Source organism: Mycobacterium sp. GA-1841 (assembly GCF_001954135.1).
Classification (GTDB): domain Bacteria; phylum Actinomycetota; class Actinomycetes; order Mycobacteriales; family Mycobacteriaceae; genus Mycobacterium.
In genome coordinates this window covers 20,529-42,485 of sequence record NZ_MBEQ01000062.1, presented here as the reverse complement: position 1 = coordinate 42,485, position 21,957 = coordinate 20,529, and the positions used below count along the sequence as shown (strand labels likewise).

General features: G+C 65.9%; 24 protein-coding genes. 13 read left to right on the top strand and 11 right to left on the bottom strand.

From position 1 onward, the window contains the following. The first annotated feature begins 71 nt into the window (after positions 1-71). Positions 72-458, top strand: coding sequence for a hypothetical protein (locus A5740_RS14420; protein WP_076195072.1), 387 nt, complete (start codon positions 72-74; stop codon positions 456-458). 34 nt (positions 459-492) lie between these two features. Here A5740_RS14420 and A5740_RS14415 read toward each other — a convergent pair whose 3' ends face one another. The 3 genes from A5740_RS14415 to A5740_RS14405 form a co-directional block, all read right to left on the bottom strand. Continuing rightward, positions 493-867, bottom strand: a complete 375-nt coding sequence (locus tag A5740_RS14415) for a hypothetical protein (RefSeq protein WP_076195070.1) — start codon at positions 865-867, stop codon at positions 493-495. Between the two features lie 104 nt (positions 868-971). After that, the gene (locus A5740_RS14410; RefSeq protein ID WP_076195069.1) at positions 972-2,345 is read right to left on the bottom strand and encodes a cytochrome P450; all 1,374 of its coding nucleotides are present in this window, start codon (positions 2,343-2,345) and stop codon (positions 972-974) included. A gap of 76 nt (positions 2,346-2,421) precedes the next feature. Continuing rightward, on the bottom strand, positions 2,422-2,718 hold the full coding sequence (locus A5740_RS14405; protein ID WP_076195067.1) for a DUF4193 domain-containing protein: 297 nt from the start codon (positions 2,716-2,718) through the stop codon (positions 2,422-2,424). Positions 2,719-2,874: 156 nt separating this feature from the next. Between A5740_RS14405 and A5740_RS14400 the strand changes: the two genes are divergently transcribed. Continuing rightward, entirely contained in the window at positions 2,875-3,171 is a 297-nt protein-coding gene (locus tag A5740_RS14400; RefSeq protein WP_254849190.1) for a hypothetical protein, read from the top strand. A gap of 62 nt (positions 3,172-3,233) precedes the next feature. After that, positions 3,234-4,157, top strand: coding sequence for a TauD/TfdA family dioxygenase (locus A5740_RS14395; protein WP_076195110.1), 924 nt, complete (start codon positions 3,234-3,236; stop codon positions 4,155-4,157). Here A5740_RS14395 and A5740_RS14390 read toward each other — a convergent pair whose 3' ends face one another. Next, positions 4,158-4,454 carry a hypothetical protein gene (locus tag A5740_RS14390; protein ID WP_076195065.1) on the bottom strand — a complete coding sequence of 99 codons (297 nt, stop codon included), beginning with the start codon at positions 4,452-4,454 and terminating at the stop codon, positions 4,158-4,160. A 122-nt stretch (positions 4,455-4,576) separates the two neighbouring features. Beyond that, positions 4,577-5,470 (bottom strand): alpha/beta fold hydrolase, encoded by an 894-nt coding sequence (locus A5740_RS14385; RefSeq protein ID WP_076195063.1) that lies wholly within the window; start codon positions 5,468-5,470, stop codon positions 4,577-4,579. Between the two features lie 52 nt (positions 5,471-5,522). On the opposite strand from A5740_RS14385, the gene A5740_RS14380 reads away from it, so the two are divergent. Both A5740_RS14380 and A5740_RS14375 read left to right on the top strand, forming a co-directional pair. Beyond that, on the top strand, positions 5,523-6,998 hold the full coding sequence (locus tag A5740_RS14380) for an amino acid ABC transporter substrate-binding protein/permease (protein ID WP_175616253.1): 1,476 nt from the start codon (positions 5,523-5,525) through the stop codon (positions 6,996-6,998). Then, positions 6,995-7,768 (top strand): amino acid ABC transporter ATP-binding protein, encoded by a 774-nt coding sequence (locus A5740_RS14375; RefSeq protein WP_076195062.1) that lies wholly within the window; start codon positions 6,995-6,997, stop codon positions 7,766-7,768. The genes A5740_RS14380 and A5740_RS14375 overlap by 4 nt, the downstream gene beginning before the upstream one ends. 4 nt (positions 7,769-7,772) lie before the next feature. Here the strand turns inward: A5740_RS14375 and A5740_RS14370 are convergent, their stop codons facing one another. Beyond that, positions 7,773-8,375 carry a TetR/AcrR family transcriptional regulator gene (locus A5740_RS14370; RefSeq protein ID WP_076195060.1) on the bottom strand — a complete coding sequence of 201 codons (603 nt, stop codon included), beginning with the start codon at positions 8,373-8,375 and terminating at the stop codon, positions 7,773-7,775. A gap of 101 nt (positions 8,376-8,476) precedes the next feature. Between A5740_RS14370 and A5740_RS14365 the strand changes: the two genes are divergently transcribed. Beyond that, positions 8,477-9,376, top strand: coding sequence for an alpha/beta fold hydrolase (locus A5740_RS14365; RefSeq protein WP_175616252.1), 900 nt, complete (start codon positions 8,477-8,479; stop codon positions 9,374-9,376). Here the strand turns inward: A5740_RS14365 and A5740_RS14360 are convergent. Further along, positions 9,349-10,008 (bottom strand): DUF3060 domain-containing protein, encoded by a 660-nt coding sequence (locus tag A5740_RS14360; protein ID WP_175616251.1) that lies wholly within the window; start codon positions 10,006-10,008, stop codon positions 9,349-9,351. The genes A5740_RS14365 and A5740_RS14360 overlap by 28 nt on opposite strands. Positions 10,009-10,143: 135 nt before the next feature. Here A5740_RS14360 and A5740_RS14355 point away from each other — a divergent pair, with 135 nt between their 5' ends. From A5740_RS14355 to A5740_RS14345, 3 genes are all read left to right on the top strand, one after another. After that, positions 10,144-10,956 carry a class I SAM-dependent methyltransferase gene (locus A5740_RS14355; protein ID WP_076195057.1) on the top strand — a complete coding sequence of 271 codons (813 nt, stop codon included), beginning with the start codon at positions 10,144-10,146 and terminating at the stop codon, positions 10,954-10,956. Further along, positions 10,953-11,666, top strand: a complete 714-nt coding sequence (locus A5740_RS14350; RefSeq protein ID WP_076195055.1) for a metalloregulator ArsR/SmtB family transcription factor — start codon at positions 10,953-10,955, stop codon at positions 11,664-11,666. Before A5740_RS14355 ends, A5740_RS14350 begins: the two co-directional genes overlap by 4 nt. A 392-nt stretch (positions 11,667-12,058) precedes the next feature. After that, on the top strand, positions 12,059-13,180 hold the full coding sequence (locus A5740_RS14345) for a YncE family protein (protein WP_076195104.1): 1,122 nt from the start codon (positions 12,059-12,061) through the stop codon (positions 13,178-13,180). Between the two features lies 1 nt (position 13,181). On the opposite strand, the gene A5740_RS14340 is transcribed toward A5740_RS14345, so the two are convergent. Further along, positions 13,182-13,871, bottom strand: coding sequence for a response regulator (locus A5740_RS14340; protein WP_175616257.1), 690 nt, complete (start codon positions 13,869-13,871; stop codon positions 13,182-13,184). After that, entirely contained in the window at positions 13,871-15,478 is a 1,608-nt protein-coding gene (locus A5740_RS14335) for a sensor histidine kinase (RefSeq protein ID WP_076195102.1), read from the bottom strand. The genes A5740_RS14340 and A5740_RS14335 overlap by 1 nt, the downstream gene beginning before the upstream one ends. A 106-nt stretch (positions 15,479-15,584) precedes the next feature. Here A5740_RS14335 and A5740_RS14330 point away from each other — a divergent pair, with 106 nt between their 5' ends. Both A5740_RS14330 and A5740_RS14325 read left to right on the top strand, forming a co-directional pair. Continuing rightward, positions 15,585-16,943, top strand: coding sequence for a cation:dicarboxylate symporter family transporter (locus tag A5740_RS14330; protein ID WP_076195101.1), 1,359 nt, complete (start codon positions 15,585-15,587; stop codon positions 16,941-16,943). Between the two features lie 98 nt (positions 16,944-17,041). Then, positions 17,042-17,353, top strand: coding sequence for a hypothetical protein (locus A5740_RS14325; protein ID WP_076195052.1), 312 nt, complete (start codon positions 17,042-17,044; stop codon positions 17,351-17,353). Between the two features lie 3 nt (positions 17,354-17,356). Here the strand turns inward: A5740_RS14325 and A5740_RS14320 are convergent, their stop codons facing one another. After that, positions 17,357-17,668: a hypothetical protein gene (locus A5740_RS14320; protein WP_076195050.1), complete on the bottom strand. Its 312-nt coding sequence runs from the start codon at positions 17,666-17,668 to the stop codon at positions 17,357-17,359. A gap of 109 nt (positions 17,669-17,777) precedes the next feature. On the opposite strand from A5740_RS14320, the gene A5740_RS14315 reads away from it, so the two are divergent. After that, entirely contained in the window at positions 17,778-19,400 is a 1,623-nt protein-coding gene (locus tag A5740_RS14315; protein WP_076195049.1) for a fatty acid--CoA ligase, read from the top strand. Positions 19,401-19,628: 228 nt separating this feature from the next. On the opposite strand, the gene A5740_RS14310 is transcribed toward A5740_RS14315, so the two are convergent. After that, positions 19,629-20,819 carry a lipid-transfer protein gene (locus A5740_RS14310; RefSeq protein ID WP_076195099.1) on the bottom strand — a complete coding sequence of 397 codons (1,191 nt, stop codon included), beginning with the start codon at positions 20,817-20,819 and terminating at the stop codon, positions 19,629-19,631. Positions 20,820-20,896: 77 nt separating this feature from the next. Between A5740_RS14310 and A5740_RS14305 the strand changes: the two genes are divergently transcribed. Beyond that, positions 20,897-21,943: a dihydrodipicolinate reductase gene (locus tag A5740_RS14305; protein WP_076195047.1), complete on the top strand. Its 1,047-nt coding sequence runs from the start codon at positions 20,897-20,899 to the stop codon at positions 21,941-21,943. Positions 21,944-21,957 lie beyond the last annotated feature (14 nt).

Genomic DNA, 21,957 nt, shown 5'->3' with positions numbered 1-21,957 from the left:
TGCGGTCCGGTTTCAACCCCGAGCGCGATGGCTATCGCTGTGAGGAAGCTGCACCGGAATTGGAGGAGAAGATGAGCACCGACGACACCGGCGCGAGCGCCAATGACCTGGGCGGGGCCGACGACATGTTGAGCCCGATGGAGGCCACCGATTCCGATGACGTGCGCAACGACGACGGCGACGAAGTGGTCGACCCGCCGGAGGACTGGAGTGAGGCCACCAAGTTCGGTGTGTCGGCGGCAGAGGAGCGTGAAGGCGAGTCGTTGGACCAGCGGCTGGCCGAGGAGGAGCCCGATGTGACGGTCGACGACGTCGATCCGCGGGACGCCGACGGGGTGTCGCGCGCCGACGAGTCGATCGGTTCAGATGCAGGCGACGACGGCCCGGGGGAGCACCACGGTCAGATCGACGGGACGCCCGAGGACGGTGACTCGCTGTTCACCGTCGTCGAGGAGTGAGTCGACGAGTGAGCCAGGAGTGCGTCGAAAACGATCAGAAATCGGGTGTGCTGACGTCCTGCAATGACTGCTCGGGCCCCGACGGCGCAACCGATCCGGGCAGCTCAGACCCGGAAGGGCTGGCCTTGCCGCCGGTGGACGGCGTGCACTGCGACCCGCTGACCCCGGGAGGGCACAGGTCCGCGTCCGGCGTCGGCGCAACCGCAGGCGCTTCGGGCGAATTCGGCACCAGGTACGGCGCGCAGGTACCGGTGTAGACGTCGCCATCTTCGCCGGTCGGGCAATCGGCCAGGGGAGCGACCGAATTGGTCGGTGCCGCAGCGATTCCCGTGACCGCCGGGGCGAGCGCCACGACCGCGAATGCGCAGGCGGTCAGGAGCCGGCGGGCCGTCACCAGTATTGCCGTCATCTGTTCCCGCTTTCTGGAGTCCGAACGATGTGAGCGCAGCGATCGACCTGACCGTATCGCGCCGGCGCCGCGTCGGCATCGCAGACGCGGGGGTCAATCAAAGGTCAGTCGATGACCGCGGCGGCCTTGTGCACCGTGATCGGTGCGGCCAACTGCTGCTCGTCACAGATCCGTTGCAGTTTCTCCAGCGTGGCGGCCAAACCTGGACCGCGCCGCGGGCCCGGGGTGAAGGTGGCGGGTAGGTGCTGCATGCCCTGGATGACACCGATGGTCTCGTAGTGCACCGTGCCGGCCGGGTCGCAGTGGTAATCGGGCAACCGGTCGAGCACCCCGGTGAGCATGGCCTTGAACACCGTGCGGGCCACGTTCGAGCCGATGCAGCGGTGTACGCCCAGCCCGAAACTGAAGTGGCGGTTGCCGGTGCGGTCCAGCTGGAGTTCATTCGGCGCGTCGAAGACACGCGGGTCGCGGTTGGCCATCGCCCACGACAGCCAGAGCCGCTCACCCTCTTTGAGCCCGACGCCACCGACCTCGATGTCCTCGGCGACGGTGCGGCCGTCCCCGGGCGCCGGGGTGAAGAACCGGAGGAACTCCTCGGTCGCCGAGTCGAGCAGCCGCACGCGGTCCCGGCTCAACCGCCCGCGCTCGTCGGGATGCTGGGACAGCCATTCCAGTGAGTGCGCGGTGAGCGCCGTGGTGGTGTCGAAGCCGCCGCCGATCAACAGCATGAGCATGCCCATGATCTCGGAGTCCGGGGCGGGTTGGCCGTCGATCCGCATTCGGACCATGGCATCGATCAACCCCGGCCGCGGGTTCTCGCGGATCACCGCGACATGCTCCATCATGTGCACGGCCGAGGCCACCGACAGGTCGAAGACCCGTTTGGCGTCGGGGGAATCGGCGCGGGTGTAGACCGACGCGTGCGCCGGTTCGCAGTAGATCTCCCATTCGGTGAGCGGGACGCCGAGCATCCCGAGCGTCAACACCGCCGGGACGATGTTTGCCAGATCGTCGACGAAATCGATGGTGCCGCTTTCGATTTTCTCGTCCAGACAGGCCCGGACCAGCTCGTCGACCACCGGTCGCCAGCGGGCCACCGCAGCCGGTGAGAGGTAGCCATTGAGCGGCGTGCGGTAGGCGCGGTGTTCGGGATCGTCCATCTCCAACATGCCGCCGCGGAACTTCGTGCTCGACTCGGCGCGTGGAATGCTGATGCCGCGGTAGCCTTTTCGCTCGCCGAGGAAGTCGAAGTCGTTCGAGATGTGCGGGCAGCGGGCGAGTTCGAACACTTCACTGCTGCCGGCGGCCACCCAGTGCCCGCCGTAGGTGTCGGTCCAGGCCAACGGACAGGCGCCCAGCATCTCCGAGGTGATCGGCTCGAACTGATCGCGGTATTGCGGAGTGTGCCGATCGAAGTGGTAGCTGTGACTTTCGCGTCGGGTGTCACCCCGCACCCCGGCGGTCGCACGGTCCGTCATCTGCACCTCCAACGTCGTTGTCGGTATGCAGCTGACAATAGGAACTATGCGCCGCGTCGGGGGCGGATCACGTGAACTACACGCAATCGATGCAGAGCTGCTGCTCACCCTTCTGCAGCGCCAAGCGGTTGCGGTGCTGCACGAGGAAGCAGCTCGAGCAGGTGAACTCGTCCGCCTGCTTGGGGACGACGCGCACGCTCAGCTCCTCGCCGGTGAGGTCCGCGTCAGGTAGGTCGAACGAATCGACCACCTCGTCCTCGTCGATGACCGCGGTGTTGGCCGCGGTGCGCCGCTGCGCAGCCAGCTGTTCGAGGGACTCGTCGGTCGACTCTTCGGTCTCCTTGACCCGCGGCGCGTCGTAATCGGTAGCCATTGATGATCCTCCTGATAACAGACCAATGCTTGGCCAACGCCACAGCGGGACTCGTTGTTCCCCGGGCGAACAGCCTGTAAACGTCGGATGCACGTTAGCGGCTGAGAGCCGGACAGTCGTCATCCCGCGGACGTGATTCTGGGTACAGTCTGTCCCGTGCATGACGATGTCAGAGATCCGGATGCCGAACTCTTCGACGACGCTGAGCTCGACGACTACGACGCCGAGGACCTGGAATCCAACGGACAGGTGATCTCGATCCGCCGCGCGGACGGTGAGGAGATCCTCACCATCGTCGCCCAGGACGACGAGTGGAACGTCGACCTGCAACCCGGCGGCTCCGTGCAGAGCGCGTTCCTGGGTTCCCGACGCGACACCCCGGTCTGGGTCAACAGCCTCGACGGGCAGATCGAGCGCGACGACGACGGCACCTACGTCATCCGGATCGACTGACGGTTGCGCTCGCGCTGAGCGCAAACGTGGTGTTCAGACCCGCGCTCGGCGAGTGTGACGCGGTGTCCACTCTGCGTGTAGTGAAGCTCGGCGCCCACATCGGGGCCCGCATCGACGGAATCGACGTCAACGGAAACCTGGACGCGGCCACGGTGTCCGCGATCAACGAGGCCCTGCTCGAACACAAGGTCATCTTCTTCCGGGGACAACACCACCTCGACGACGACGGCCAGTTGGCATTCGCCCGGTTGCTCGGTATCCCCACCGCAGCCCACCCGACCGTCACCTCACGCGGTGACCGGGTACTGCCCATCGACTCGCGGTATGACAAGGCCAACAGCTGGCACACCGACGTGACGTTCGTCGACCGCATCCCCAAGGCCTCGGTGCTGCGGGCGGTGACGCTGCCCGACTATGGCGGCACGACGACGTGGGCGTCGACCGAGGCCGCCTACGACCGGCTGCCTGAACCGCTGCGCGTGCTGGTGGAGAACCTGTGGGCGGTACACACCAACCAGTACGACTACGCAGCCGATTACGACGGGCGGCATGAGGAGATCGCCGACGGTCACCGGCAGTATCGCGAGGAGTTCGAGTCCGAGTACTACGAGACCGAGCATCCCGTGGTACGGGTGCATCCTGAGACAGGCAAGCGGGTGCTCCTGCTGGGACACTTCATCAAACAGTTCGTCGGGCTCAGCGCCGCCGAGTCGGCCACCCTGTTCCAGCTGCTGCAGAACCGGGTGATCAAGTTGGAGAACACGATTCGGTGGAGCTGGGAGCCCGGCGACCTGGCGATCTGGGACAACCGGGCCACCCAGCACTACGCGGTGGCCGACTACGACGACCAGTTCCGGCGGCTCAGCCGCATCACGCTGGCCGGTGATGTGCCGGTCGACGTGCACGGCCGGCGCAGCCGCCCCATCGCCGGTGACGCGTCGCGCTACTCCGACGTGGTCGCCCCGGTGGTCGCGCTGGCCGGCTGATCAGAGCCGGTCCATCTCGCGGGCCATCAGACTGTGTTCGAGGTAGGGCATCCGCGGCGGGTAGTGCGGGCGGACCTCCCGTGTGCGCCAGTGCGTCACCGCCGATGACATCGCATGGGACATCGCCTGTGACATCGTCGTCATGAGGGTGTGCCGCGACGGGGCCCCCACGGCCGCGGCAGTGCTGAACAGCACCTGCTGTTCGGTGATCAGCACGGGCTCGTGGGTGTGGGCCGCCGGTGTGGTCTGTGGTGCGGCTTCGCGTTTGATGACGGAAACCGGATGGAAAACGCTCATGTCGGACTTCCTCTGAACCAGGCGCTGAACTTTCCGACGCCCTGATGCAGAAAACGTACGGCCGGTGACGGCGTTACCTCACGCGTAGTGCACTACCCCTTTGGGCGGCTTCTCCTCACGCGTCACTGCAGGAACGTCTGGAGCCGACGCGCCACCTCATCCGGCTGGTCCTCGGCCAGGAAATGTGTTGCGTCGACGGCCGCGCCGGACACGTCCTCGGCCCAGCGGGCCCACACCCGCAGCGGCTCGTACCACCTGTCGATCACGCCGCGCGAGCCCCACAGGACCAACAGGGGCACGGTGATCTTTCGACCCGATTCGCGGTCGACGCGATCCAGCTCGGAGTCGATGCCGAACCCGGCGCGGTAGTCCTCGCACATCGCCTCGATCGTGTGCGACCGGCGCCACGAGGAGCGATACGCCTCCAGTGCCTCGGGGGCGAACGTCGTCACCTTCATGAGCGAGCCCTCGAAGAACGCATCCGGGTCATGACCGATCAGCGTCTCCGGGTAGGGCGCAGGTTGAGGCAGGAAGAACCAGTGCCAGTAGCCGAAGCCGAAGTCTCGATCGGCACTCTCGTACATCTCGACAGTCGGCACGATATCGAGCACAGCCAGCCGCGAAACCCGCTGCGGATGGTCCAGTGCCATCCGATAGGCAACCCGTCCGCCGCGATCGTGACCACACACCGCGAACCGGTCGAATCCCAACTCGGCCATCGCCGTCACGAACTGTGCCGCCCAGGCCCGTTTGGAATGCGGCAGATGATCGGCTTGTACCGATGGCGCCTCGGAGGCACCGTAACCGGGGAGATCACCGACGACGACGGTGAAACTGCGCGCCAGCAGCGGGGCAACGGCATGCCACATGACATGCGTCTGTGGATATCCGTGCAACAGCAGCAGCGGCGGTCCACTACCGCCCACCCACAGCGCAATCCCGTTGGCGGCGCGGTGAACCTCGAAGCCATCGAACACCAGCCCATTGTCGCCTGCCGAATTCTCCCGTTCGGCCACGGGCTAGCGATACGGTGGGCTTCGCCATTGCCGCGCCGAGGGGAGTTGCCATATGCGAGCTGGTTCGCCACAGTCGCTTCGCAGTCGACGATCGGGCTCGCGAATACCGCTGCATCTGCTCACGCTTCTGGCCTTGCTGGTCGGCCTGGCCGGCGCCACCATGCTGACCCCGGCTCGAGCTTCGGCCGAGGGGGAAACCTACGTCGTCGCCACCGACATCACGTTCGCACCGTTCGAATTCCAGGACGTGGACGGGAAATTCGTCGGCATCGACATCGATCTGATCAACGAGATCGCGGCGAACCAGAAGTTCAACATCACCATCAAGCCGCTGGGCTTCGACGCCGCACTGCAGGCCGTGCAGGCCAACCAGGCCGACGGGGTGATCGCCGGCATGTCGATCACCGACGAGCGCAAGAAGGTGTTCGACTTCTCCGACCCGTACTTCGAATCCGGCGTGCAGATGGCGGTGTTGGCCACCAACGAGGACATCAAGTCCTACGCCGACCTGCGCGGCAAACGGGTTGCGGTCAAGAACGGCACCGAGGGTGCGGAATTCGCCCAGTCGATCAAGGACAAGTACGGCTTCCAGATCGTCTCGTTCGCCGATTCGGCGTCGATGTTCGAGGAAGTCAAGACGGGTAACTCGGTGGCGATCTTCGAGGACTACCCGGTGCTCAACTACGGCATCCAACAGGGCAACGGGTTCAAGACCGTGACGCCGAAGGAGAAGGGCTCCAGCTATGGCTTCGCGGTCAACAAGGGACACAATGCCGAACTGCTGACCAAGTTCAACGCGGGTCTCAAAGAACTCAAGGAGTCCGGTCGCTACGACGAGATCCTGGAGAAGTACCTCGGCGAGGGGGCCTCCGAGGCGGACAACTCGTTCCTCGGACTGCTCAAGAGCACGTTCCCGTTCCTGATGACCGGTCTGAAGATGACCCTGATCCTGACGGTGGTGTCGATCGCCATCGCATTGGTGCTGGGCATCATCTTCGGGCTCTTTCGGGTGTCACGCTCGGTCATCCTGCGGGCCATCGGCACCACCTATGTCGACATCTTCCGCGGCACCCCGCTGCTGGTGCAGGCCTTCTTCATCTACTTCGGTATCCCCTCGGCGCTGGGCTTCCAGATGTCGGCCCTGACCGCCGGCATCATCACGCTCTCGCTCAACGCCGGGGCCTACATGACCGAGATCGTCCGCGGCGGAATCCAATCCGTCGACAAAGGCCAGATGGAGGCCTCGCGCAGCCTGGGCATCGGCTATCTGCCCACGATGCGCAAAGTGATTCTGCCGCAGGCGGTTCGCACGATGATCCCGTCGTACGTCAACCAGTTCGTCATCACCCTCAAGGACACCTCGATCCTGTCGGTGATCGGGATCGCCGAGTTGACCCAGACCGGGCGGTTGATCATCGCGCGTAACTACCAGTCGTTCACCATGTGGCTGATCATCGGCATCATCTACTTCATCGTCATCATGGCGCTCACGAAGCTCTCGGATCGACTCGAGAAGAGGATCAAATGACGCAGTTGGTACCGGACGCCGCCGCCGCTGAACCCGAAGGCACGGTCAAGATCCGGATCGAAGGGTTGAAGAAATCCTTCGGCGATCTGGTGGTGCTCGACGGCATCGACACCACGATCAGCAAGGGCGAGGTGGTGTGTGTCATCGGGCCCTCGGGTTCGGGCAAATCCACGTTCCTGCGGTGCCTGAACAAGCTCGAGGACATCACCGCGGGCAAGGTCACCGTCGATGATTTCGACCTCACCGACCGGAAGGTCAACCTCGACAAGGTCCGTCAGCACATCGGCATGGTGTTCCAGCACTTCAACCTGTTTCCGCACATGACCGTGATCGACAACGTCACGCTGGCGCCGTTGTTGACCAAGAAGATGGACAAGGCCGGCGCCGAGAAGCGGGCCATGGAGCTGCTGACCCAGGTCGGTCTGGCGGACAAGGCAAACGTCAAGCCGGACACGCTGTCCGGTGGGCAGAAGCAGCGCGTCGCGATCGCGCGGGCGCTGGCGATGAACCCGTCGATCATGCTGTTCGACGAGGCCACCAGCGCGCTGGATCCGGAGATGGTCGGCGACGTGCTGGAAGTGCTGCGTGAGCTGGCCGAGGGCGGCATGACGATGGTGGTGGTCACCCACGAGATGGGCTTCGCCCGGGAGGTGGCCTCACGGGTCATCTTCATGTGCGACGGCAACATCGTCGAGGATGCGCCGCCGGCCGAACTGTTCGACAACCCGAAACACCCGCGGCTGCAAGAGTTTCTGTCGAAGGTGCTGTAGCGCGTCAGCGGGTGAACAAGCCGTCGATCAATGCCCGGGCCACCACGCCGGCATCGCGACGGGCCGCGGCGGGATCGTCTGCCGTCGCGATGAGCAGTGCGGCCTCGTCCAGCGCCCCGATGATCATCGAGGCGAGTGTGTCCACCGGAAGGTCGGGGAGCTCACCGGCGGCAATCGCGGTGCGCAAGCCGTCGCGTAGTGCCCCGAGGTAGTTGCGATTGTCGATCTCGCGCATCTGGCCGAATCCGAGTGCGGCCGGCGCTTCGAGCACGCTGACCCGCGCCACGGTGGGATCCAGACAGCCGTCGAGGAACTCCTCGATACCCGCCTCGAGTTGGGCGCGACCGGTGGTGTGGGCGGCTGCGGCGGGCAGGACCCGTTGCGCCAGTTGCCCTTCGACATCTTCGTAGACCGCCCGGAACACCGCTTCCTTGGTGGGGAAGTGGTAGTAGAGCGCGTTGCGGGTGACCGCCGCGACGCGTGCGATGTCGCCGGTGGACACTGCCGCATATCCGCGCTCGACGAACTGCGCGCGCGCCGCCGCGATCAGTGCCGACCGCGTGGCCTCGCTGCGCTGCTCGCGGCCGTCGCGCGATTCGTTGCCCATCGAGAAATTTTAACAGCCTGTATGTATTGATGTTCGCCGTTCGATGTGTTTGCATACAGTCTGTATTGATTTTCGGTTGCTCGTGGCGAGAGGACAGTCGGATGGACACGCTCAGCTCCCGGCGACTGGTCGAGTTGCCCTACGGTCCGGTCGGCGTGCGTGAATGTGGCAGTGGCCGACCCGTCGTACTCGTGCACGGTCTGGTCGCCAACGGCCGGGTGTGGCGCCACGTGGTGGATGGCCTGGTCCCCGGCTCCGGGGCCGGAATCCGCTGCATCGCACCCGATTTGGCCATGGGATCACACACCCCCGCGCTGCCCGGCGCCGACGTGACCATGCCCGGCCTGGCGCGCACCGTCGTCGACCTACTCGACGCACTCGGGATCGAGCAGGCCGTACTGGTCGGCAACGGTTACGGCGGTGACATCGCCCAGGTGGCCGCCGTGAACCATCCCGAACGGGTCGAGGCGCTGGTTCTCGTCGCCACCAACGCATTCGACTCCGACCCGTGGCCGGTCAAGCTGCTGACCAAACTGGCCGGGCTACCCGGGGCCGGGCTGTTGCAGTCGGTGGGCATCGGGCTCAAGCCGGTGCAGCGGCTGCGGGTGACCTACGGCGGGGCGACCAAACGGCCGATCCCGCCTGACATCATGGCCGAGTATGTGGGGCCGCTGCGCAGCGATCCTCTGGTGCGCAACGATTTCCGTCGCTTCCTGAAGGGGCTGTCGCCGGACTACCTGGCGAAGTATTCACCGCTGCTGGCGGGGTACCACCGTCCGGCCCTGGTGGTGTGGCCGCGTGAGGAGCGGTATTTCCCCGCCGAAGGCGCGACCCGGTTGGCCCGGACATTGCCGAATGTCCGCTTGGAATTTGTCGACGACTCCTACGCCTGGGTCCCGGAGGACAATCCGGCCCCGCTGATCGACCTGCTGCAGACGTTTCTGCGGGGCCTCGACGGTGCGCCCGGGGCGGATCAGGCCGGCTCGACGACGTTGGACTGACCTGAGTTGCTCACCTCGGGTTGCCCGCTGCGGTAGGTGACCCGGTTCTCGAATCCGGAGACGCCGATGGTGTCGGCCGACTCGACCGTGACGACGTTGTTCACCCCGGATACGGTCACGGCGACGCAGTGCCCGGTGATCTCCAACTGATTCTCCACACCGCTGACGATCACGGTGCTGTCCCGGCACTCGACGGTCCGGTGTTCGCCGATGCCCGAGACGATCATGGTCTGTCCGGCCGAAACCTGACCCGGCGCAACGGGTTCCGGTGCCGGGGTGGGATGGGCGGTGGACTTCCGGATGGTGGTGGATCGGCTGTCGGAGGACGCGTCGCCCGAGCCGGACCTGTCGGCGGCGCTGGTGAAGAACACGAAGGCCGCGACGCCACCGGCGATCAGGATCGCCGACAACACCGCGAACAGGATCACCAGCGGTGTCGCGGTGGTCCTGCGCTGCGGCGGGGCGGGATATGGCGGGTACGGCTCATAGCCCGGCCAAGGTGCCGGCGGACCGGCAGGTGGCGGCGGAAAGCTGTTGGAGCCGTGAGTGCCGAGCTCCGAGGTTCGCGCCGCGTCGGCCAGCGGGCGCTCCAGTTCCCGGATGCGCGCCTCGGGGTCGTCCTTCGGGTCCATCCGCAGATGTTCGCACATCGGTGGGGTGCAGATATTGCCTTAGGCTTACCGAACTCGTACGGTAAAAAGCAAAAGATTCCTCTAAATTGGCGAAGCCGCCGACAGCGCCGCCTCGAGCAGGCAAGGGATGACGAGATGACCGGTAAGAACGATCTGCCGCTGGCACAACGATCCGACGCCGATGTGCCCGGGCACTGGCTGCTGGCCCGGCTCGGCAAGCGGGTGCTGCGCCCGGGCGGGCTGGAGCTGACCACGAAGCTGTTGGCCGCCGCACGGATCAACGACGCCGACGTCGTCGAACTCGGCCCTGGCCTGGGCCGGACCGCCACCGACATCGCCGCGCAACGTCCGCGGTCCTACGTCGGCGTCGACGACAACTCGACGACCTCGGCCCCGTTGCAGCAGGTGGTGGCGACCTCGGGTGGGCGACTCGTCGCTGCCGACGCCGCCCACACCGGTCTGGACGCCGGCTCGGCCGACGTCGTCGTCGGCGAGGCGATGCTCACGATGCAGGGGGAGAAGTCCAAGAAAGCCATCGTCGAGGAGGCCTTTCGGGTGCTGCGGCCCGGCGGCCGCTACGCCATTCATGAGCTGGGCCTGACGCCTGATGGACTGGCCGACGAGATCAAGGACGACATCCGTCGGCAGATGGCGCAGGCCATCAAGGTCAATGCCCGTCCGCTCACTGTGGCCGAGTGGACCGAGCTGCTGACCGGTGCCGGATTCGAAGTGGCCAGCGTCGATCACGCGCCGATGGCGCTCCTCGAGCCGCGTCGGATGATCGCCGACGAAGGCTTGTTCGGCGCACTGCGGATCCTGGGGAATGTGCTGACGCACCCGGGGGCCCGCAAGCGGGTGCTGCACATGCGCAAGACCTTCAGCCGCTACCGGCAACAGTTGACCGCAGTGGCGATCGTCGCGGTGGTGCCGGCTACCGAAGTGAAATGACTGCTGCGCCAACCCATCACGGTCCCACGCCCCGGCATGGTGACCGGGCCGAATCGGACCGGGCGGCCGGCCAGCAGCGACAACGGGTGCTCGATCTGCTGCGCGCGGCCGACGGCCCCGTCGATGCCCGCCAGATCGCCGAGAACCTGCAGATCCACGTCACCACCGCGCGGTTTCACCTGAGTGCGCTCCAGGAGCAAGGTGTCATCCGTCGGGGCGGCGCGGCCGTCGGCACCGGACGGGTCGGCCGGCCCCGGGTGACCTACGAGATCGCCCCGCGGCTGGACTACGCCGACATCGTCGCGTTGTTCGCCACGCACCTGGGCGGCACACCCGAGGAACGCGAAGAGCGAGCGTTGCGCATCGGTGCCGACCTGGCGCACCAGGTCCGGGTGGCGCGTCGTCGTGATGAGACGTCGCTCGCCGATCTTGTCGTGGCCACGCTCGGCGAACTGGGATTCCAGGCCCAGTCGGTACTGACCTCCTTCGGCGGGGTGTCGGTCGAGATCTGCACGTGCCCGCTGGCCGAGGTCGCAGCGGCCTCACCCGAGGTGGTCCGCGGCATCCAGCAGGGCATGATCCAGGAAGTGATCGATCTGAACGCCGAGGTGGTCGGGGGTCGATACACCGCGACCGTACGACCCGACTCCCGGCATGGATCGTGCGAGGTGAACCTGGTGCTGCGCCCGGCACATCTTTCACAGCGGTAACACCCGTTACGCGCTTGTCCGGGCGCCGTGATCTTGACGCTGAGGAAAGTTTGCTGGAGTGTCGGGATGTGATCTACCGCTCACTTTTGCCCGCAAGGGTAAGAATCGCTATCGGCGGGTACATTTACGCCGAATAATGTGACGCCGATTAAATTCGGCGAAAAGCCTGGTAACAGGCATTTAATCGATCGAAGCGAAAAGGTAACGAGACGATAACGAAGAATTTCTTAAGCGCATCCTGAGAGACTGTTGTCAGCTTGACGATATTCGCTGCGAAGTCGTTCAGGAGCTGTCGGTTTCGTCGCTAGACTCAATGCAACCGCGCCACTCCCGGCGCAGATGACTGAAATCTAGAGCCGGTGGAACTCTCACCGGTGGAGGTGCCGACAACGATGGCAAAAAACTTTTTGCGTGCGCTGATCGAAGCCGCGCGCTCTGGCCGTGAAGCTCGCCGAAATAACGGAGTCATCGACGACCTGCCGGCCCGCGGTATCACCTTCGACGGCGCACTCGACGACATCGACATCGCCGGCGTCGCCGAGGTCGGTCGTGGCGCCATCGGTGACATCGCCGTCGATCCCGACCGCGAAACCGTGGTGGTCACCAACGTCGGCACGCAGAGTTTGACCGTCATCAATCCGCACACCATGGGTGTGGTGGGTTCGGTCCGCCTCCCCGGAGATCCGTTCCACGTCGTGGTCGCCGACGACCGCGCCTACGTCAGCGTCACCGGCGCCGCGCACGACTCGATCCTGACGGTCGACACCATCACCGGCGCGGTGCTCAGCGAGTACCCGCTGGCCATGACCGTCACCGCCCTGGCCATCAGCCCGGACGGCAAGCGCGTGTTCGCCGGGCGCGCCGGCCACGAGCGCATCGACATCGCCGTGATCGACACCACCGCCGAACGTGTCGGCACCATCGACCTCGCGACCGGCGCCGGCGTCAATCTCGATGCGCTGCAGGTCGACTCGACCGGTAAGCGCCTGCTCGCAGCCACCTCGGATCCGCGCGGCAGCCGCCTCGTCGTCGTCAACACCGAGACCGCTCAGGTGCAGGCCACAGTGTGGATCGGTGCCCCGATCCGCGATGTGGCGATCGGCGACGGCATCGCCTACGTGCTGACCTCGGACCTCGCCCATCGCGGTGTGGTGCACACCGTGGACCTGTCCGCGGCCACCGTGGTGGACGCCGTCGAGGTCGCCGCGGCGCCCACCCAACTGGTGCTGAGCGCCGATGCCACTCGTGCCTATCTCGTCGACTACGACCGCGTCATCGTGTGGTGTGCTCTGACCGGCCAGGTCCAGGGCAGTGTGGACGTGGATGTGGAGCCCACATCGGTCGCCCTGCGCCACGACGGCACCCGGCTGTATGTCGCCGACTACGCCGGGCGGGTGAACATCTTCGAGGTGGCCGAATCCCTGTACTCGCAGCTGGTGGCGACGGACGCGGTCGAGATCGCCGCGATGCCCGCGATGCCCGCGATGCCTGCCCTGGCACCGGCCGGCGCCTGATTCAGCGCCACCGGTAGCGGGTGCGAGGTCGCCCGGCCTTGCCGTATTCGGTGTGCCGGACGACGGTCCCGTCCTCGGCCAGCCGCTCGAGGTAGCGCCACGCCGTCACCCGCGACACCCCGACCCGTTTGGCCGCCTCATCGGCAGTCAACCCGTCGGGTTCATCGCGCACTGCGCCGGCGATCTCTTCGGTGGTCTGCGGAGCCGCACCCTTCGGGGCGGTGGATTTATCCGTGGCCACCCGCAATTCGGCCAGAGCCCGGTCAACTTCGGCCTGGCTGGCGGCATCGGTTCCCGACGGCAACGCCGAACGATAGCGGCGGTAGCGTTCCAGCCGATCCCGAAACGCCGCGAACGTGAACGGTTTGAGCAGGTAAGCCAGGGCGCCGTGGGCCACCGCGGCACGCACCATCTCCAGGTCACGCTCGGAGGTGATCGCGATGATGTCCGGTGCCGGCCGCAGCCCGGAAAGCCTGGACGCCAACGAGATTCCGCTGGCATCGGGCAAACCGATGTCCAGCAGCACCAGATCCACCGGATGCGCGGAGGCTGCCGCCGCGGCCGCCGCCCGCATCGCGTCCCGGGCCGTGTGAGCCACGGCCGCCACCGAAAAACCTTGGAGCCGATCGAGGTAGGCCTGATGAGCCTCGGCGATCAACGAATCGTCCTCGACGATCAACACATTGATCATCATCTGTGCGCCACGGCCGGAATCGTCGCGGTGACCACCGAACCGTACGTGACGTCCGCGGTCAACGTGCCGGAATGCCGTGTGACCACCTGCGCCACCAACGCCAGTCCCAGACCATGGCCGGCCGCATCGCCGGATTTCGTGGAATAGCCGCGCTGCATGGCCTTTTCGAAGGTATCGGCATCCATGCCCGGACCGCTGTCGGCGACCTGGATCACCAACTGCCGATCCTCCTGCCGCACCGTGACCTCGATCCACGGATCGTCTCGGTCACAGGCATCCATCGCATTGTCGATCAGATTACCCAGCACCGTCACCATCTCCTGCCCCGATAACACCGCGTCAGCGGACAACTGGGTGTCCTCGGTGACGGTCAGGGTGATCCCGCGCTCGTCGGCCTGAGCCGTCTTGCCCAGCAGCAACGCCACCAGGGCCGGCTCACCCACGGCCGCCGACAGCCGGTCCACCAGGCGCTGTGACAACTCCAACTCACTGGTGGCGAACCGGACCGCGTCGTCGGGCCGGCCCATCTCCACCATGGTGATCACGGTGTGCAGCTTGTTGGCCGACTCGTGCGCCTGTGCCCGCAACGAGTCGGCGAGCCCCTGCAGCGAGTTGAGTTCGCCGAGGGCGCCCTGCAGTTCGGTGCGATCGCGGATCGTGACGACCTCCGACCTGACTCCCCGGTCGCTTCGCTCCTGCCCGCCGGAAGCCGAATCGGTGACGCGGGCCCGGTTGACCACCAGCACCCGCTCGGCGGTGACGTGGACCTCGTCGCGGGCGCCCGGGTCGGCGCGGCGAAGGAACTCCGGCAGATCCGGTACCCCGACCGGTCCGGGTGGCAGGCCGAGCAATCGGCGTGCTTCGTCGTTCACCAATGCCACCCCGTCGCGATCGAGCACGATGAGCCCCTCGGACACCGAATGCAGGATCGCGTCGTGGTGGTCGTACATCACGCGCAGCTCGGCCGGGCCCAGGCCGTGGGTCTGACGCAACAGCCGGCGCCGGATCGCCCAACCGCCGATCAGCGAAACACCCAGTGCAGCCGCGGTTACCACGGCGATCACCGGAACCTGTGCCCGCCAACGTTGGGCCAACGTCTGCTGGGTGATCCCGGCCGAGACCAGTCCCACGATGCGTCCGTCGCGGCCACGAACCGGTGCGATCGTGCGCACCGACGGGCCCAGCGTCCCCGTGTAGACCTCGGTGAACGTCTCCCCGCGCAGCGCGGGCGCGACCGTGCCCAGGTAATGCCCCCCGATCTCGCCGGGATCGGTGTGGGTGAACCGGATACCCTCCGGGGACATGATCGTGATGAACGCGATATCGGTGCTCGTGCGCACGGCCTCGGTTACCGGCTGCAAAACCTCTGTGGCCGTTCCGGATTCGATGGCCGCCGCGGTCGAAGGTGAATCGGCCAGCGCCGTGGCGATCCCGATCACCTGCTGGCGCGCCGCATCGGCACCGTCGCGGCGGGCATCGAGCAGCGCCAGGGTGGAACCGGCCAGCACCACGACCGCCACGACGAGGATCTGCAGCGCGATGGCCTGCCCGGCCAACGAATGCGGCCAGGCCCGGCCGGACAGACGCCGCCACCAGTGCGCCACCACATCTCCGATCGCATGAACGTAATGAACTAAATCGTGACCTGGCTCACCCTATGGTCGAAAGTACTTGTACAGCCCATTCGAAGTCGAACTGGAGGTGGCACCGATGACCGTGTCGACAGACCCGCAATCAGAGCCGGCGTCCCCGCGTCGCGACCGCACACACTGGCTCTACATTGCGGTCATCGCGGCCGTCGTCGTCGGTGTGGTGGTCGGGCTGGTGGCGCCCGAGGTGGGCAAGAGCGTCGGCGTGCTCGGCACCATGTTCGTCAACCTGATCAAGATGATGATCGGCCCCATCATCTTCTGCACGATCGTGTTGGGGATCGGCTCGGTACGCAAGGCCGCCACGGTCGGAAAAGTCGGTGGCCTGGCCTTCGGCTACTTCCTGGCGATGTCCACGATCGCGCTGACCATCGGTCTGGTGGTCGGCAATCTGATCCACCCGGGCAGCGGCATGCATCTGACGGAGAGCTCGGCAGGCAAGGGCGCCGAGCTTGCCGAGAAGGCGCACGAGTCCGGCGGACTCATGGACTTCGTCCAGGGCATCATTCCCGAGACGCTGTTCTCGTCGTTGACCGCCGGAAGCGTGCTGCAGGCCTTGTTCGTCGCGCTGCTGGTCGGATTCGCGCTGCAGGGCATGGGCAGCGCCGGTGAACCGATCCTGCGCGGGATCGAGCATCTGCAGAAGCTCGTGTTCAAGGTGCTGATCATGATCCTGTGGCTGGCGCCCATCGGCGCCTTCGGCGCGATCGCCAACGTCGTCGGACAGACCGGCTGGACCGCCGTCACCCAGCTGCTGACCCTGATGCTCGGCTTCTACGTGACCTGCGTGCTGTTCGTGTTCGGCGTGCTCGGCATCCTGCTGCGCGCGGTGGCGGGGGTGTCCATCTTCAAACTGGTGCGGTACCTGGCCCGCGAGTACCTGCTGATCTTCTCGACGTCCTCCTCGGAATCGGCGTTGCCGCGGCTCATCGCCAAGATGGAGCATCTCGGCGTCGACCGCAGCACCGTCGGAGTCGTTGTGCCCACCGGATATTCGTTCAACCTCGACGGCACTGCGATCTACCTGACCATGGCGGCGCTGTTCATCGCCGACGCACTGAGCGCCCCGATGTCCGTCGGCCAGCAGATCGGTCTGCTCGTGTTCATGATCATCGCGTCGAAGGGGGCGGCCGGGGTGACCGGCGCCGGACTGGCCACGCTGGCCGGCGGCCTGCAGGCCCATCGCCCCGATCTGCTCGACGGCGTCGGTCTGATCGTCGGGATCGACCGGTTCATGTCCGAAGCCCGCGCGGTGACCAACTTTTCCGGCAACGCGGTGGCCACCCTGCTCGTCGGCTCGTGGACACACACCGTGGACAAGGACAAGGTGGACGCGGTGTTGCGCGGTGACCGTCCCTTCGACGAACTCACCATGGTTGACGACGACGCCGACCGCACCCCCGAACCCGCTCCGGCCTAGGAGGCGGCTGCGTTGAACTCGCCGGCGTTCTCACCCGTAACAACAGGGAGGACATCACCGAAAGAGTGAATGCGAGAACGTAGAAAGAAGACACGGTCATGCGAGCATCTGTCGTCATGCTGGCCGCGTCGGGGGCGGCAATGAGTGCGGTTCTGTCGACCGCCGTTCCGGCACACGCCGATTCACCGGTGGTGACCATCGGTCAGCTGGAAGCCGAAGGCTTCCACGTCAACGTCGACCGCGTCGGCAACGCGCCCCTGGATCAGTGCACCGTCACCAGTGTGCGCAATCCCCAGGACCAGACCAGGCTCGTGCGGGTCGAACGGTTCGGCAAGAACGGCAAAGAATTCGATCTCATACCGGTGGTGGTGCGACGCACCATCACCGTGTCACTGGATTGCTCGGGGTGATCCTCAGCGCTGGCAGTTCAGCGAGACCGACACCGTCTGGCTGGTGATCGCCGGCACCAGGATGCGATCACCCCCGAGCCCCGGCCCGACGTAGGGCACCAACTGACCGACGCGCTGCGGGTTGCGCACGCTGGTGACCGTGCACTGATCCAGCGGCGCGGTACCGATCTTGTCGATGTTGACGGTGTAACCCTCGGACTGCAACCGGCTGATCGTCTCCTGGGCCGTCTCGTCAGCCGTGGCCACCGCCGACGACACGCTGAACATCCCGAACACAGCCATCATGACCGCCACCGGGGACCACTTCATGCGCATCGACCGCACCCTTCCGTCGTTACCGGTTCATTCTTCCCTACCTACATCCTCGGAGGGAATTCGAATCGTTCCCGCCGGCGCACACCGGCGAACGCATACCATCGCGCCCGTGGACAGCACTATGCAGAACTGGCCGTTGACGATCACCGCAATCCTGCGGCATGCCTGCGGAGTCAACGGCGACCGAACCGTGACCACCGCCGTCGGCGAAGGCCGCTACCGCACCATCAGCTACTCCGAACTCGGTGAACAGGCGGCACGGTTGGCCCACGCCCTGCGCGGTCTTGGGGTCGGCGGTGACGACCGCGTCGGCACCTTCATGTGGAACAACACCGAACACCTGGCCGCCTATCTCGCCGTGCCGGCCATGGGTGCGGTGCTGCACACCCTGAACATCCGGTTGTCCCCGGAACAGATCGCCTACATCGCCAACGAGGCAGCCGACCGCGTGGTCGTCACCGACGCATCGTTGGTCGGCCTGCTGGCCCCGGTCCTGCCGCTGCTGGAGACCGTGCACACGGTGATCGTGGTGGGCGACGGCGACACGTCGGCGTTGACCGGCGTGACCGTGCTGCGCTGGGAGGAACTGCTGGCCGCGCAGCCCACCGAGTTCGACTGGCCCGCGATCGACGAAAACTCCGCCGCGGCAATGTGTTACACGAGCGGCACTACCGGAAACCCGAAGGGTGTGGTGTACAGCCACCGGTCGAGCTATCTGCACGCCCTGAGCACCTGTACCGGCAACGCGCTCGACGTCAGCTGCAGTGACACCGTGCTGCCCATCGTGCCGATGTTCCACGCCAACGCGTGGGGCCTGCCCTACGCCGCCTTGATGGCCGGTGCCAACCTGGTGATGCCTGACCGATTCATGACCGGGCCCGCGCTGATCGAGCTGATCGAATCACAACGCCCGACGCTGGCCGGTGCCGTGCCGACCATTTGGAACGACGTCATGCACTGCCTGGAAAAGAATCCCGGACATGACGTTTCATCGTTGCGTCTGGTCGCCTGCGGAGGTTCGGCGGTGCCGCTGTCGTTGATGCAGACCTTCCAGGAGCGCCACGGCGTCTACATCCAGCAGGCCTGGGGGATGACCGAGACCTCGCCGCTGGCGACGGTCGCCAAACCGCTGCCCGGGGTGACCGAGGAACAGCATTGGGACATGCGGGTCAGCCAGGGCCGGCCGATGTGCGGAGTCGAGGTGCGCATCGTCGACGACGCGGGCGCACCGCTGCCCAACGACGACAAGGCCGTCGGTGAACTGGAGGTCCGCGGACCATGGATCACCGGCGGCTACTACCTGGGCCGCGACGCCGAGAAGTTCGACAGCGGCTGGCTGCGCACCGGTGATGTCGGTTCGATCGACCCACATGGCTATGTGACGTTGACCGACCGGGCCAAGGACGTCATCAAGTCTGGAGGAGAGTGGATCTCCTCGGTGGAGTTGGAAAACCTTCTGATCGCCCACCCTGCGGTGTTGGAGGCCGCCGTCGTCGGAGTGCCCGACGAGCGATGGCAGGAACGCCCGCTGGCCGTGGTGGTGCTGCAGGAAGGGGCCTCGGCGGAACCGAGTGAACTGCGAGAGTTCCTGGCGGACAAGGTGGTTCGCTGGTGGCTGCCCGAGCGGTGGACCTTCGTCGACCAGGTGCCCCGCACCAGCGTCGGCAAATACGACAAGAAGATCATCCGGGCCCGGCACGCCGACGGTGCCTACGAGGTGTTCGAGCTCTGATCTGTGGCGCCCGCGGCGTGCCCGTGCCGTGCCCGCCCCTGCCGCGCCATTGTCACGCCAGAGTGGCTGCCGCCGTCCAGAGCCACTCTGGCGTGACAAAATGGAGACAGGCCGGCCCGCCCCGTCACTCCAGTGTGACGCTCGAGCTCGAGGGCCACTCTGGCGTGACGAAGCAGGGCGTGACAAAGCGGGGCACGCCGAAGGCACCCCGCACGCGGCGAGGAAAAGTTACCGTTCGGCGCGCTGGAACGCGGTCATGACGGCCGCGCCGCCCAGACCGATGTTGTGCTGCAGCGCCGCGGTGACATTGTCGACCTGACGCTTGTCGGCGGTGCCACGCAACTGCCAGGTCAGCTCGGCGCACTGGGCCAGACCCGTCGCGCCCAGCGGGTGGCCCTTGGAGATCAGCCCGCCGGACGGATTGACCACCCACCGACCGCCATAGGTGGTGTCATTGTTGTCGATCAGCCGCGGCGCCTCGCCCTCCTCGCACAAGCCAAGCGCTTCGTACAGCAGCAGCTCGTTGGCGGAGAAGCAGTCGTGCAGCTCGATGACCTGGAAGTCCTCGGGTCCGAGGCCGGACTGCGCGTAAACCTGCTGGGCGGCTTGCACGTTCATGTCATAGCCGATGATGTTGGCGGCGCTGCCGTCGAACGTGGAGGCGAAGTCGGTGGTCATCGCCTGCCCGACGATCTCGACGGCCTGAGATGCCAGCCCGTGCTTGTCGACGAAGGCCTCGCTGGCGACGATCGCCGCACCCGACCCGTCGGAGGTGGGGGAGCACTGCAGCTTGGTCAGCGGATCGGAGATCATCTTGGCGGCCAGGATGTCATCGAGGGTGTACTCGTCCTGGAACTGCGCATATGGGTTGTTCACCGAATGCTTGTGGTTCTTGTAGCCGATCTTCGCAAAATGCTCGGCGGTGGTGCCGTACTTCTTCATGTGTTCGCGTCCGGCCGCGCCGAACATCCACGGTGCGACGGGGAAGGCGAACTCGTCGATCTCGGCCAGCGCCTTGACGTGCTTCCCGAGCGGGGATTCGCGGTCCTGCGCACCCGCCTGAAGCGAGCCCGGCTGCATCTTCTCGAAGCCCAGCGCGATGGTGCAGTCGGCCAGGCCACCGCGGATCGCCTGTGCGGCAAGGTAAAGCGCGGTCGATCCGGTCGAACAGTTGTTGTTGACGTTGACGATCGGGATGCCCGTCATGCCCAGCTCGTAGAGCGCGCGCTGGCCCGAGGTGGAATCACCCGAGCAGTACCCGACGTAGCCCTGCTGCACCTGGTCATAGGAGATGCCCGCGTCCTCAAGTGCCTTGGTGCCGGACTCGCGAGCCATATCCGGGTAATCCCAGCCCTCTTTCCGGCCGGGCTTCTCGAACTTCGTCATACCCACGCCCACGACGAAAACTTTGTTAGCCATGTCGAGAAACATACAGATCGTCGTTTCTGTCGTGTAGAGATAGTTGGAACACGTTCTAGTTCTCGAAAGGGTGTGCCGTGCTCAAAGTCGTGCAGTGGGCTACCGGTGGAGTCGGCGTCGCCGCGATCAAGGGCGTACTCGAGCATCCTGACCTGGAGCTGGCGGGCTGCTGGGTGCATTCCGAGGCCAAGAACGGCAAGGACGTCGGCGAGATCATCGGCACCGAACCGCTCGGCGTCACCGCCACCACCAGCGTCGACGACATTCTGGCGCTCGATGCGGACGCGGTGATCTACGCACCGTTGATCCCCAACCCGGACGAGGTGGCGGCGCTGCTGCGCTCGGGCAAGAACGTGATCACCCCCGTGGGCTGGCTGTACCCGAGCGAGAAGCAGGCCGCGCCGATGCGTGCCGCCGCGCTGGAGGGCAACGCCACACTGCACGGCACCGGTATTGCGCCGGGCGGGATCAGCGAGAAGTTTCCGCTGGCGTTCTCTGCGATGGCGACTGGGGTGAAATTCGTTCGGGCCGAGGAGTTTTCCGACTTGCGAACCTATGACGCACCCGATGTGGTGCGTCACGTCATGGGGTTCGGCGGCGCGCCCGACACCGCACTGAGCGGGCCGATGCAGAAGATGCTCGACGGCGGCTTCATCCAGGCGGTCAAGATGGTCGTCGACCACGTCGGCTTCACAATCGATCCGCGGATTCGGGCCACCCAGGAGATCGCCGTGGCCACCGCACCCATCGACTCGCCGATCGGGGTGATCGAACCCGGTCAGGTGGCCGGCCGCAAGTTCCACTGGGAGGCGCTCGTGGACGGCGAGCCCGTTGTTCGAGTCACGGTGAACTGGCTGATGGGCGAGGAAAACCTAGATCCGCCATGGACTTTCGGACCGGCCGGGCAACGCTACGAGATGGAGGTCCGCGGCAACCCGGACTTCACGGTGATCATCAAGGGCTTCCAATCCGAGGCCGGCGAGGACGGCCCGGAGGCCGGTGTCGTCGCCACTGCCGCGCACTGCGTCAACTCCGTGCCCGCGGTGTGTGCGGCCGAACCTGGTGTGGTGACCTACCCGGATCTGCCGCTGATCAGCGGGAAGGCCGCACCAAACCTGCGATGAGAGTGTCCTTCGAC